Here is an 11,662-nt window from a genome sequence, read left to right as displayed (position 1 = left end):
GCTTTCCTCCGGGCTTCCCTTCGGTGTCTCCGACTCTATCAGATCCTTTTCTCGATCCGATTCCCTGTCGGCGGGATTGTCTGGGGCGTTGGGCTTTTCGCCCGGCGGCCTTTCGACATTCACTACGTTAGCGGGTTCCCGGTCCGATTCACAATCGGGGTTCACGGGATTCGAATTCAGACATGCGGACACGACTGAATCGACCCGATCAAGGGTTCTCGTAACTAGTGGGGTGGCCGCTCCGGCTGCTGACAAGCGCAGTACCCGGTTCAGCGGCTCGGGCTACATTACGCACCTTCCGTGGGCGCGTCAACTTGAGCGATGTCTCGGGGTGTGGGCCCGATAGGGGCTCACCGTAGGGTCGTTGGCGATCCAGAAGCGCCATGGGTGGATGTCTCCGTCGCCGCCGTCGCCGGACACCCCCGTGCGTGGGCCGTTGCGTACCTGGTCAGCGGGGGCGGGGGTGCCGGTCAGTATGCGCAGGGGGGTTTCGCCGACCGCGCAGGCGTCCGTGCCGTCCAGGGCTCGGTCCACATCAAGGGCGGTGGCGAGGCGGGCGGGGCCTTTGGCCAGTTCTTGGTCATTCCGGGCGGAGAGTCGACGTTTGCGGGCGAGGTCGGCGCCCTCGATGATCTCGCCGGCGCGGAGCAGGACCGCGCTCGCGACGCCGTCCGGTCCGCAGACCAGGTTCATGCAGTGCCACATGCCGTAGGTGAAGTAGACGTACACATGGCCGGGCGGGCCGAACATCACGGCCGTGCGGGGAGTGCGGCCCCGGTACGCGTGGGAGCCGGGGTCGTTGGCGCCGTCGTAGGCCTCGACCTCTGTGATGCGTACGGCGATCGGGCCGTCCGGGGTGGTGCGCACAAGGATGCGGCCGACAAGGTCGGGGGCCGCTTCCAGGACGGGGCGGTCGAAGAAGTGCCTGGGCAGGGGCGTACGGTCGGGGGTCGCGATCACGCCGTCCGAGGGTAGTACAGACGGGCGGGCGGCACGGGGTGGTCAGCGGGCCCTCGCCTTGCCAGGGTGGGGGCGCGGAACCGGACACGTCCGGATCGCGTTTCTAGGGATCAGGGATTACGGATCGATGTTCACGTGCGCACAGCGTGAGAGGGAGTGACATGGCGTTCAAGAAGCTGCTCGCGAGCCTGGGAGCCGGCGGGGCCTCCGTGGAGACCGTGCTGACTGAGGTCAATGTCGTGCCGGGCGGGGTCGTCCAAGGTGAGGTGCGGATCCAGGGCGGGTCCGTCGACCAGCAGATCGAGGCGCTGTCGGTCGGGCTCCAGGCCAAGGTCGAGGTGGAGACCCAGGACTCCGAGTACAAGCAGGACATCGAATTCTCGAAGCTGCGGCTCGGAGGCGCCTTCGCGCTGACGGCCGGGCAGGTGCACACGGTCCCGTTCGGTCTGGAGATCCCGTGGGAGACGCCGATCACGATGATCGACGGGCACGCCCTGCCGGCCATGCACATCGGTGTCACCACCGAGCTGGAGATCGCGCGTGCGGTCGACTCCGGTGACCTGGACCCGGTGAACGTGCACCCGCTGCCCGCGCAGAAGGCGATCCTGGACGCGTTCCTCCAGCTGGGCTTCCGGTTCAAGAACGCGGACATGGAGCGCGGTCATATCCGCGGGACGCGGCAGAAGCTGCCGTTCTACCAGGAGATCGAGTTCCTGCCGCCGCAGCAGTACCGGGGGCTGAACCAGGTCGAGCTGAGCTTCGTGGCCGACTCCGCCGCCATGGACGTGGTGCTGGAGATGGACAAGAAGCCGGGGCTGTTCAGCGAGAGCAGTGACACCTTCCGCTCGTTCCAGGTGGGCCTGCACGACTACCACACGACCGACTGGGGGGCCTACCTCAACCAGTGGCTGTCCGAGGTCGGCAGCAAGCGCAACTGGTTCTAGGCTCGTGGACCACTGAGCCGCTGAACCATCCGATCAGGAGGTACCGAGTGACCGAGCCGAAGAGGCGGCCCCTCCCCCACGACTTCCACCCGCCCGTGCCCGCCTTCGCGGTCACGAGTGAGGACGTCGAGGAGGGCGCGACCCTCAAGGACGCTCAGGTCTTCGCGGCGGGCAACGTCTCGCCGCAGCTGCGGTGGGAGGGGTTCCCGCCGGAGACCAAGAGCTTCGCCGTGACCTGCTACGACCCGGACGCCCCGACGGGCAGCGGGTTCTGGCACTGGGTGCTGTTCGACATCCCGGCATCGGTGGCCGAGCTGCCGGCCGGTGCGGGCGGCGGCAAGTTCGAGGGACTGCCGGAGGGTGCCGTCCACGCGCGCAACGACTACGGGACGAAGGACTTCGGCGGTGCCGCGCCGCCGCCCGGGGACGGGCCGCACCGGTATGTCTTCACGGTGTACGCGGTGGACCAGGAGAAGCTCGGTCCGGACGCGGACGCCAGTCCGGCCGTGGTCGGCTTCAATCTGCGGTTCCACACGCTGGCGCGGGCTCAGCTGATCGGTGAGTACGAGAACACCGGGCAGGGCTGATCGACAGTCCGGTCCGCTGAGGGTTCACCGAACGTTTGCCCGCCTCTGGTCTTGGAAGTGATCAGGGGCGGGCATTTTTGTTGCCGGGGGCGCGAGGGTCACCTCTCGGGGCCATCCCTCGCGGAGCAGCGGATATTGCGTTGTCCATCTCGGCGTGCCCGGCCAGAGTTGATCCCAGCCCGCCAGGGGGTGGGCGGGTGCGACACGGGAGGTGGGCGGGAAATGCGCGACACGCTGGTGCTCAACGCGAGCTTTGAGCCGCTGTCGACAGTGACGCTGAATCGAGCCGTCGTGCTGGTGCTCCAGGACAAGGCCGTCGTCGAGCAGGCCCACCCCGAACTGCGGATGCGCGGAGCGGCCGTGGACATACCGGCGCCCCGGGTGATCCGGCTGTGCCGGTATGTGAGGGTGCCGTTCCGAAGACGAGCGCCGTGGTCCAGGCGGGGCGTGCTGGTGCGGGACCGGCACCGGTGCGCGTACTGCGGGCGGCGGGCGACGACCGTGGACCATGTGCTGCCGAGGTCGCAGGGCGGGCAGGACAGCTGGCTGAACACGGTGGCCTCGTGCGCGGAGGACAATCACCGCAAGGCGAATCGGACGCCGGACGAGGCGGGGATGCCGCTGCTCCGGGCGCCGTTCGAGCCGACCCCCGCGGACGCGATGCTGCTGACGCTGGCCCAGGACGACTATGCGGCACTGCCCGACTGGCTGGCGTCGGCCGCCGCTTAGAGTCTTTCGCCGCAGGGCCTGCCGGGGTCTTGTGGCGGTGCGTTGAGTGTCGCCGGAAACGCGGAGTCCCCGCACCCTCGTGGTGGGTGCGGGGACTCCGCGTTTCCAGGTCCTGCCGGTCAGTCGATCGACGGCTTCTCGCGGCGTTCCGTCGGGGCCGGGGGCGGGGCGCTTTGGCCGTTGCCTCCGCCCAGGCCACCGAAGTTGCCCATGGCGCCGGAGAGGCCCTTGAGGGCGTCGCCGATCTCGCTGGGGACGATCCAGAGCTTGTTGGCGTTGCCCTCGGCGATCTTCGGGAGCATCTGGAGGTACTGGTAGCTGAGCAGCTTCTGGTCGGGGTCTCCGGCGTGGATGGCCTCGAAGACCGTACGGACCGCCTGGGCCTCGCCTTCGGCGCGCAGGGCGGCTGCCTTGGCCTCACCTTCGGCGCGCAGGATCTGGGACTGCTTCTCGCCCTCGGCGCGCAGGATCTCGGACTGGCGGACACCTTCGGCCTGGAGGATCGCGGCGCGCTTGTCGCGGTCGGCGCGCATCTGCTTCTCCATCGAGTCCTGGATGGAGGTGGGCGGCTCGATCGCCTTCAGTTCGACGCGGTTGACGCGGATGCCCCATTTGCCGGTGGCCTCGTCGAGGACCCCGCGCAGGGCCGCGTTGATCTCCTCGCGGGAGGTGAGGGTGCGCTCCAGGTCCATGCCACCGATGATGTTGCGCAGGGTGGTGACCGTGAGCTGTTCGATCGCCTGGATGTAGCTGGCGACTTCGTAGGTCGCGGCGCGGGCGTCGGTGACCTGGTAGTAGATGACCGTGTCGATGTTGACGACCAGGTTGTCCTGGGTGATCACCGGCTGCGGCGGGAAGGGGACGACCTGTTCACGCAGGTCGATGCGGTTGCGGATGGTGTCGATGAACGGCACGACAATGTTCAGGCCCGCGTTGAGCGTCCGCGTGTAACGGCCGAAGCGTTCCACGATCGAGGCGCTCGCCTGCGGGATGACTTGGATCGTCTTGATCAGGGCGATGAAGACCAACACCACCAGGATGATCAAGACGATGATGACCGGTTCCATCGTCGCTGCCCGTACCCTTCTCCGCCTTGGCGGACCTACGGTTGCAGATCTTATGCTTGTTGAAGATCTTGCTGGTCGAGTCTGTCAGACCGTCGTAGGCCTCGGGGGATGTTCGGTCAGTTGGTCCCGCGGAGGTCAGATGACGATCGCGGTGGCTCCCTCGATGTCGACGACATCCACTTGCTGGCCCGCCTCGTAGCTGCGGTCCGAGTCCAGGGAGCGGGCCGACCAGATCTCACCGGCGAGCTTGATCCTGCCGCTGCCCGAGCCGTCGACGCGCTCCAGGACGACGGCCTGTCTGCCCTTCAACGCGTCGATGCCGGTGGCCAGTTGGGGGCTCTGCCGGCGATGTCGGGCCGCGATGGGGCGGACGACGGCGACCAGGGCGACGGAGACGATCACGAAGACGAGAACCTGGGCGACGACACCGCCGCCGAGCCCTGCCACACCGGCCGCCGCGAGGGCGCCGACGGCGAACATCCCGAACTCCGGCATCGTGGTCACCACGAGCGGGATGCCGAGTGCTGCCGCGCCGATGAGCCACCAGACCCAGGCGTCGATGTTGTCCACACCATCAATGGTATGACCGCGGGTCGGTTCGCGGACAGGGTGCAAAGGGGGTTGTGGACCCCTGGTTTTCTTGGGGGTTCGGGAGGTTTCAGGACAGCGGGAGGCCCCGTGCCGTCCAGCGGTCGCCGACCTGCTCGACGACGAGGGGGAGGCCGAAGCAGAGGGAGAGGTTGCGGGAGCTGAGTTCGAGTTCCAGCGGGCCGGCGGCGAGGACCTTGCCCTGGCGGATCATGAGGACGTGGGTGAAGCCGGGGGCGATCTCCTCGACATGGTGGGTGACCATGATCATGGAGGGGGCGATCGGGTCGCGGGCGAGGCGGCCGAGGCGGCGCACGAGATCCTCACGGCCGCCGAGGTCGAGTCCGGCGGCGGGCTCGTCGAGCAGGAGGAGTTCGGGGTCGGTCATCAGGGCGCGGGCGATCAGGGTGCGCTTGCGCTCGCCCTCGGAAAGGGTGCCGAAGCGGCGGTCCAGGTAGTCGGACATGCCGAGCCGGTCGAGGAAGGCGCGGGCGCGCTGCTCGTCGATCTCGTCGTAGTCCTCGTGCCAGGTGGCGGTCATGCCGTACGCGGCGGTGAGCACGGTGTGCAGGACGGTCTGGCGCTTGGGGAGCTTCTCGGCGAGGGCGATGCCGGCCATGCCGATGCGGGGGCGCAGGTCGAAGACGTCGACCTTGCCCATGGTGTCGCCGAGGATGGTGGCGGTGCCCTTGCTGGGGAAGACGTAGCTGGAGGCGACATTGAGGAGGGTGGTCTTGCCGGCGCCGTTGGGGCCGAGGATGACCCAGCGTTCGCCTTCCTTGACCGACCACGAGACCTGCTCCACCAGCGCGCGGCCCTCGCGGATGACGGATACGTCCTGAAGCTCCAGAACATCGCTCATGAGCGCGTTGTCTCCCCTTGCAGTGTGGCCGGTCTCGGCAGTCGCGTACGCCTGTGGCTCGGGTCCGCCGCGCCCGCGGGCGCAGGCCCTCAAGGAAATCTACGCCACAGGTCACCTGCTCCCGTCCATCGGTCCGGTCCTTAGGGTGGACCCATGCTTTCGGAACCGCGCTCCGGGCGCCTCGCCGCTTGGGGAAATGCTCTTCTTGCCGGATTTGTCTCGCCGGATGACGCCGTGCTGGCCATCGTCGGGGAGGACGCCGTGCACCGGGTGGCGTCACTGCCCGGTGAGTCCGCACCGGTCGGGCTCACGCTCGCGCTCGGCCGACTGCGCTCGCTCGGGACGACGGGGCTGCGGATCGCGCTGCCGGCGCCGGGGCATCCGCTGGGGCTGAGCGGCCCGCCGGACTTCAACGCGCGCGCGTTGGACGCCGGGGAGGCGGTGATCTGTCATGGCGCCTCGCTGGGTCTGGTGCCGGAGGTGTCGGAGGCCGGGCCACAGGGCGACGTCCATGTCGAGGTCGTCTGGCACTGTCTCGCCGTACGGGAGGCGCCGCCCGCCGATGTGCCCTCGCTCGGCGAGGCGGAGCGGGAGCTGGCGGAGGCGCTGCGGGAGGCGACGGAGCTGCTGACGCGGCTGGACGTGGCCGCCTCGGGGCCGGTCGCGGAGGCGGCGATCGACGCGTACCGGGCGCGGGCCGAGCGGGGACGAGAGGTGCTGGCGCCGGGGTATCCGCCGCGCGCGGTACGGGTGCTGGAGCTGGCGCAGCGGGTGGGGCTGCTGGTTTCCGTGGCGCAGGAGAGCCACGCGAGCGGGGATGTGCGGGCCGGGGCGGTGAGCGCGTCGGAGATGGCGGCGCGGGGGGCCGCGCTGCGGCCGGTGGAGCGGGTGGCCCGGCGGGCGCTGGTCGCGGCGTACAACTCCGTTGTGGAGGAGCGGGAGAAGGGGGTCCGGTAGTCGACGGGCGGGAGAAGGGGGTCGGTGGCCGGCGGGCGGGAGAAGGAGTCCGGTGGCCGGTGAGCGGGAGAAGGAGTCCGGTGGCCGGTGAGCGGGAGAAGAGGTCCGGTGGCCGGCGGGTGGGAGAAGGGGTCCGGTGGCCGGCGGGTGGGAGAAGGGGGTCGGTGGCCGGCGATGTGAAGGGGCCCCGAGTCGGTCTCGACTCGGGGCCCCTGGGTGACCGCGCTGGGGTCAGTGGTTCACGCCGGTGTTGCCGAACGCGGGGTTCAGCAGGCCGATGACGTTGATGGTGTTGCCGACGACGTTGACCGGGACGTGGACGGGGACCTGGATGGCGTTGCCCGAGACGACGCCCGGCGACTTCACGGCCGGACCCTCGGCGCGCGCGTCGGCGACCGCCGCACCGGCGGAGGCACCGGCGGCGATACCGGCGACGGTGAGGGCCATGGCGGCCTTCTTGGCGATGTTCATGAGAAGCGTTTCCTCCTGCTGTTGCGGGTCCGACCCGGCCGCGGGTCGTGCGCTGATCAACGGCGGGAGCGTTCCGCATGACACGGCGGTGCCGGTCGAACTGCCCGTTCGGATCAATGGGCGGACAAGCAGACCGGGCCGGTAGACGGACCGGCCTCCCGGAGAGTGACCGGGAGGCCGGAAGTCAGTGCGGCGCTAGGCCGGCACTCAGTGGTTGACGCCGAGGTTGCCGAACGCCGGGTTCAGCACACCGATGACGTTGACGCTGTTGCCGACGGCGTTGACCGGGACGTCCACCGGGACCTGGATGACGTTGCCGGAGACGGCACCGGGAGAGCCTTCGGCCTTGCCGGTCGCCAGCGAGCCGTCGGTGGCGGAGGCCATTCCGGCCCCGGCGGCAATGAGCCCGCCGGCCACCATCGTCACGGCCGCTGCCTTCTTCAGGTTCTTCACTTCTCAAGCCCTCCTTGCCATCGCCACGGCAGTCACCGTGGCATGCAAGGAGAACGGCCGGATCCCCTGAAGGATGCGCCATCTGGGGGACATTCCCACGACGGTATGAATCTCAGCCCGGAAGGGAACCTTCCGGTTTGCCGCACCGAGCGGCTGCGGGCCGGTCGCCAACTGGTCACCAAGGGTTGCCAAGAGGGCGCCAAGGAGTCGCCAACCGGCTGTTATCCGGCCACACCATGACGTACGGCCCACAGCGCGGCCTGGGTGCGGTCCGCCAGGTCGAGTTTCATCAGGATGTTCGAGACATGGGTCTTGACGGTCTTCTCGGAGAGGACGAGGGCGCGGGCGATCTCGCGGTTGGAGCGGCCGTCGGCGATCAGCGAGAGCACCTCGCGCTCACGCTCGGTGAGGGAACCGCCTCTGCCCTGGCCCGTGTGGGAGTCCTCCTGGCAGATGAGGGCGTCGGCCACCTCGGGCTGGAGCAGCACATGCCCGGCGTGCACCGAGCGGATGGCACCGGCGAGGGCCTCGGGGTCGACGTCCTTGTACACATATCCGGCGGCGCCCGCGCGCAGGGCCGGGACCACCGTGCGCTGTTCGGTGAAGCTGGTGACGATCAGCACGCGCGCGGGGTGGCTGAGTTCGCGGAGCTTGCGCAGCGCCTCCACGCCGTCCATGCCGGGCATCTTGACGTCCATGAGGATGACGTCGGGCCGCAGCTCCTCCGCGCGGGCGACGCCCTCGGCGCCGTCGGCGGCCTCGCCGACGACCTCGATGTCGTCCTGCACTTCCAGGAAGGTGCGCAGTCCCCGGCGGACCACCTGGTGGTCGTCGACGAGCAGCACCCTGATTGCGTCAGCCACCGGGAACCTCCATCTCGATCGTGGTGCCCGAGCCGGGCGCCGATTCCACCCTCAGCCGGCCGCCCACGCCGCTGGCGCGGTCGCGCATGGAGACCAGGCCCAGGTGCCGGCCCGCGCGGCGGACCGTACGCGGGTCGAAGCCGCCGCCGTCGTCCTGGATGCGCAGGACGGCGCCGCTGCCGCGGCGCTCCAGGACGACCTCGACGCAGGGTGCGCCGGAGTGCCGCAGCGCGTTGTGCAGGGCCTCCTGGGCGACGCGCAGCAGGGCTTCTTCCTGGGCGGCGGGCAGGGCGCGCATGCCGCGCGCGGTGAAGGTCACGCGGGCGCTGTGGGCGCGGTCCAGGACGTGGATCTGGGTGCGCAGGGTGTGGACGAGACCGTCCTCGTCCAGGGCGGCGGGGCGCAGCTCCACGACGGCGGCGCGCAGTTCTTCGGCGGCTTCGGCGGCGAGGGCGGCCACCTGGTGCAGCTCGTCCTTGGCGCGGGCCGGGTCGCGGTCGACGAGGGCGGTGGCGGCCTGGGCGGTCAGGCGCAGGGAGAACAGCTTCTGGCTGACGGCGTCGTGAAGCTCATGGGCGAGGCGGGAGCGCTCCTCCGCGATGGTCAGTTCGCGGCTGCGCTCGTAGAGGCGGGCATTGGTCAGGGCGATCGCGGCGTGCTGGGCGAGGATCCCGAGGACGTCCTCGTCGTCCTCGGTGAAGCCGCAGCCGCCGTCCGGTTTGGGGCACCGCTTGTTCGCCAGGAAGAGGGCGCCGATGATCTCGTCGCCGTCGCGGATGGGCAGGCCCAGGAAGTCGACCAGGTCGGGGTGGGCGCTGGGCCAGCCGCCGAAGCGGGTGTCCTTGCGCACATCGGCCAGGCGCTGCGGCTTGGCGTCGCGCAGCATCGCGGCGAGGACGCCGTGCTGGCGCGGGAGCGGGCCGATGGCCTTCCACTGGGCATCGCTGACGCCGTCGACGACGAACTGGGCGAAGCCGCCGTGGTCGTCCGGGACGCCCAGGGCCGCGTACTCGGCGTCGAGCAGCTCGCGGGCGGAGGCGACGATCGTCTTGAGGACGTCGTGCACCTCCAGGTGCCTGCTCATGGCCAGCAGCGCGGCGCTGATCGCGGCGAGGCCGGACCGGGGGCCTTGACTCATGACCTCACGGTACCGGCGGGGTCCGACAACGCGGATCGGACCGGCGATGGCCCCGGTCTGGGCCGCCGGACCTAGGGCTGAGGTCGCAGATCGGCGGCGTAGGCCGAAGGGCCCGTCGGATTGCGGCTCGCGCCCGAGGCGGAGGGGGCGGGGCGGTTCCTACCGTGAGGGCACGCCGGACCGTACGGCGGTTGAGGACGAGGGGACGTGTGCCATGCCGGTTGCGATCATCACGGGTGCGTCGAAGGGGCTGGGGCGGGCGCTGGCCGACGCGCTGGCCGCGCGGGGCTGGGATCTGGTGCTGAACGCCCGTACCGCCGACGTGCTGGCCCAGACGGCCGGGGCCGTCTCGGCGCACGGCACGCGCGTGGAGGCGTTCGCCGGGGATGTGACGGACGCCGGGCACCGCGCGGCGCTGGTGGCGGCGGCCTGGCGGCTGGGCGGCGTCGATCTGCTGGTGAGCAACGCGAGCGCGCTGGGCGCCGAGCCGCTGGTGCGGCTGGAGGAGCTGCCGCTGGCGGGGTTGCGGCGGGCGCTGGAGGTCAACGCGGTGGCGGCGCTGGGGCTGGTGCAGGAGGCGCTGCCGCTGCTGCGGGTCTCCGGCGCGGGCACGGTGATCGCGATCAGCTCGGACGCGGCGGCGGAGGCGTACGAGACGTGGGGCGGCTACGGGGCGTCCAAGGCGGCCCTGGACCACCTGGCGGCCGTGCTGGGCGCCGAGGAGCCCGGTCTGCGGGTCTGGGCGGTGGATCCCGGGGACATGGCGACGGACCTGTACGCGGCGGCCGTACCGCAGGACACCGATCCGCGGCCGGAGCCGGTCGCCGTGGTGCCGGCGTTCCTGCGGCTGCTGGACGAGCGTCCGGTGAGCGGGCGCTACAGCGCGCCGTCGCTGCTGGAGGGGGTGCGGTGACGCTCGCCCTGAGGGTTCCCGGGGAGCTGTCCGCGCGGGTGCCCGCCGAGCAGCGGGGGACCGGGCTGGGCCGGGACGCCGTGCGGCTGCTGGTGTCGCAGGGGTGCGAGATCTCGCACCATGTGTTCGCGGAGCTGCCCTTGCTGCTGCGGGCCGGGGACCTGCTGGTGGTGAACACGTCGCCGACGCTGACGGCGGCCGTGGACGGGATCCTCGGGCACGCGCGCGTGGTGGTGCATTTCTCGACCCATGGCGATGACGGACGGTGGGCCGTGGAGCTGCGGGATCCGGACGGCAGGGGCACCACGCGCGCGCGTGCGGGTGGCCCCGAGGGGGCGGTGGTGGGGCTGCCCGGGGGTGTGCGGCTGGTGCTGGAGGAGCCGGTGAGCGCGGACGGGCGGCGGCTGTGGTGGGCGCGGGTGTCGGATCCGGAGGTGGCGGGGCTGCTGCGGGAGCACGGGCGGCCCATTCGCTATTCCTATACGGAGCGGGATCAGCCGCTGTCCGTGTATCAGACGGTGTTCGCGCTGCCGGCGGATGACGGGTCGGGCAGCGCGGAGATGCCGAGCGCGGCGCGGCCCTTCACCGCGCGGCTGGTGGCGGAGCTGGTGAGCCGGGGGGTGCAGTTCGCGCCGGTCACGCTGCACACGGGGGTGGCGTCGGGGGAGGCGCACGAGCCGCCGTATCCGGAACGGTTCGCGGTGCCGGCGGCCTCCGCGCGGCTGATCAACGCCGTGAAGGGCGGGAGGAAGGGGCGCGGGGCGCTCTCCCGGGAGGGTGGTGGGCGGGTGATCGCGGTGGGGACGACCGCCGTACGGGCCGTGGAGTCCGCCGTGGGGCCCGCGGGGGCGGTCCGGGCGGCCGAGGGGTGGACGGACCTGGTGGTGACGCCGGAGCGCGGCGTGCGGGTGGTGGACGGGCTGCTGACCGGGCTGCACGAGCCGGAGGCGTCGCATCTGCTGATGCTGGAGGCGGTCGCGGGGCGGGCGGCGATCGGCCGTGGGTACGAGGCGGCGCTGCGCGGGCGCTATCTGTGGCACGAGTTCGGGGACGTACATCTCCTCCTTCCGGAGGAGGGCCCTCACGCTGGGAGTTGCTCCGGCAACTGTTGGTGAGACCGCTACACCACG

Annotated in this window: 14 protein-coding genes; 6 read left to right on the top strand and 8 right to left on the bottom strand. The window is 70.8% G+C overall.

The genetic code is table 11. The annotated features are described in order from the left end of the window. Positions 1-309 precede the first annotated feature (309 nt). Positions 310-960, bottom strand: a complete 651-nt coding sequence (locus tag ACFRFC_RS29905) for a DNA-3-methyladenine glycosylase (RefSeq protein ID WP_382690946.1) — start codon at positions 958-960, stop codon at positions 310-312. Positions 961-1,121: 161 nt separating this feature from the next. Between ACFRFC_RS29905 and ACFRFC_RS29900 the strand changes: the two genes are divergently transcribed. From ACFRFC_RS29900 to ACFRFC_RS29890, 3 genes are all read left to right on the top strand, one after another. Then, entirely contained in the window at positions 1,122-1,904 is a 783-nt protein-coding gene (locus ACFRFC_RS29900; protein ID WP_382690944.1) for a sporulation protein, read from the top strand. 47 nt (positions 1,905-1,951) lie between these two features. After that, positions 1,952-2,491 carry a YbhB/YbcL family Raf kinase inhibitor-like protein gene (locus ACFRFC_RS29895; RefSeq protein WP_382690942.1) on the top strand — a complete coding sequence of 180 codons (540 nt, stop codon included), beginning with the start codon at positions 1,952-1,954 and terminating at the stop codon, positions 2,489-2,491. 222 nt (positions 2,492-2,713) lie between these two features. Continuing rightward, on the top strand, positions 2,714-3,220 hold the full coding sequence (locus ACFRFC_RS29890; protein WP_382690939.1) for an HNH endonuclease: 507 nt from the start codon (positions 2,714-2,716) through the stop codon (positions 3,218-3,220). A 119-nt stretch (positions 3,221-3,339) separates the two neighbouring features. Here ACFRFC_RS29890 and ACFRFC_RS29885 read toward each other — a convergent pair whose 3' ends face one another. From ACFRFC_RS29885 to ACFRFC_RS29875, 3 genes are all read right to left on the bottom strand, one after another. Then, positions 3,340-4,287, bottom strand: coding sequence for an SPFH domain-containing protein (locus ACFRFC_RS29885; RefSeq protein WP_382690937.1), 948 nt, complete (start codon positions 4,285-4,287; stop codon positions 3,340-3,342). A gap of 135 nt (positions 4,288-4,422) precedes the next feature. Further along, positions 4,423-4,857 (bottom strand): NfeD family protein, encoded by a 435-nt coding sequence (locus ACFRFC_RS29880; protein WP_382690934.1) that lies wholly within the window; start codon positions 4,855-4,857, stop codon positions 4,423-4,425. 88 nt (positions 4,858-4,945) lie between these two features. Then, positions 4,946-5,737 carry an ABC transporter ATP-binding protein gene (locus tag ACFRFC_RS29875; protein WP_382690930.1) on the bottom strand — a complete coding sequence of 264 codons (792 nt, stop codon included), beginning with the start codon at positions 5,735-5,737 and terminating at the stop codon, positions 4,946-4,948. A 153-nt stretch (positions 5,738-5,890) separates the two neighbouring features. On the opposite strand from ACFRFC_RS29875, the gene ACFRFC_RS29870 reads away from it, so the two are divergent. After that, positions 5,891-6,694 (top strand): hypothetical protein, encoded by an 804-nt coding sequence (locus ACFRFC_RS29870; protein ID WP_382690927.1) that lies wholly within the window; start codon positions 5,891-5,893, stop codon positions 6,692-6,694. A gap of 231 nt (positions 6,695-6,925) precedes the next feature. Here ACFRFC_RS29870 and ACFRFC_RS29865 read toward each other — a convergent pair whose 3' ends face one another. The 4 genes from ACFRFC_RS29865 to ACFRFC_RS29850 form a co-directional block, all read right to left on the bottom strand. Continuing rightward, positions 6,926-7,165, bottom strand: coding sequence for a chaplin (locus tag ACFRFC_RS29865; RefSeq protein ID WP_382690924.1), 240 nt, complete (start codon positions 7,163-7,165; stop codon positions 6,926-6,928). A 207-nt stretch (positions 7,166-7,372) separates the two neighbouring features. Continuing rightward, entirely contained in the window at positions 7,373-7,618 is a 246-nt protein-coding gene (locus tag ACFRFC_RS29860; RefSeq protein WP_382690922.1) for a chaplin, read from the bottom strand. Positions 7,619-7,839: 221 nt separating this feature from the next. Continuing rightward, positions 7,840-8,481, bottom strand: a complete 642-nt coding sequence (locus tag ACFRFC_RS29855; RefSeq protein WP_382690919.1) for a response regulator — start codon at positions 8,479-8,481, stop codon at positions 7,840-7,842. Next, positions 8,474-9,619, bottom strand: a complete 1,146-nt coding sequence (locus ACFRFC_RS29850; protein ID WP_382690916.1) for a GAF domain-containing sensor histidine kinase — start codon at positions 9,617-9,619, stop codon at positions 8,474-8,476. Before ACFRFC_RS29850 ends, ACFRFC_RS29855 begins: the two co-directional genes overlap by 8 nt. A gap of 214 nt (positions 9,620-9,833) precedes the next feature. On the opposite strand from ACFRFC_RS29850, the gene ACFRFC_RS29845 reads away from it, so the two are divergent. Both ACFRFC_RS29845 and ACFRFC_RS29840 read left to right on the top strand, forming a co-directional pair. After that, positions 9,834-10,532, top strand: a complete 699-nt coding sequence (locus ACFRFC_RS29845) for an SDR family NAD(P)-dependent oxidoreductase (RefSeq protein ID WP_382690914.1) — start codon at positions 9,834-9,836, stop codon at positions 10,530-10,532. Then, positions 10,529-11,647, top strand: coding sequence for an S-adenosylmethionine:tRNA ribosyltransferase-isomerase (locus ACFRFC_RS29840; RefSeq protein ID WP_382690912.1), 1,119 nt, complete (start codon positions 10,529-10,531; stop codon positions 11,645-11,647). Before ACFRFC_RS29845 ends, ACFRFC_RS29840 begins: the two co-directional genes overlap by 4 nt. Positions 11,648-11,662: the final 15 nt, after the last annotated feature.

This window comes from Streptomyces sp. NPDC056734 (genome assembly GCF_042790455.1).
Classification (GTDB): domain Bacteria; phylum Actinomycetota; class Actinomycetes; order Streptomycetales; family Streptomycetaceae; genus Streptomyces.
The sequence above is the reverse complement of the archived record's forward strand: the minus strand, read 5'-3'. Positions and strand labels throughout refer to the sequence as shown.